Origin of the sequence: Bacillus sp. SIMBA_154 (assembly GCF_046536015.1) — a bacterium.
In the GTDB taxonomy this organism is placed as follows: Bacteria; Bacillota; Bacilli; order Bacillales; family Bacillaceae; genus Bacillus; species Bacillus pumilus_P.
Window position 1 is genome coordinate 1 of the sequence record NZ_JAWJBV010000242.1, and the last position, 274, is coordinate 274.

A 274-nucleotide genomic window follows, 5' to 3' on the forward strand; every position below is an offset into this window, starting at 1 on the left:
GCTGTACCAGCGGCCACACCTGTAACTTGACGATATACACCGTTGGCTGCATCGCCCACTGCAACTGCACCAGTTGTGCTAGTCGTTGCTGTAATAGCAGCATTACCCGCTGCGCGATAACCTACAATACCAGCACCTGTCGTAGCTGCAGAACCAAGACCTAGTACTACCGAGCCATTTTGGTTTGCTGTGATACCGTTACCAAGTACAAAAGTATCATCACTATTGATAGTGTTGTTATTACCAATTGAGTAACTGTTGTTGCCATTGATAG

General features: G+C 46.7%; 1 pseudogene. It reads right to left on the bottom strand.

The annotated features are described in order from the left end of the window. Positions 1 to 274: pseudogene (locus tag R0K30_RS21885) on the bottom strand (hypothetical protein); the annotation flags it as partial.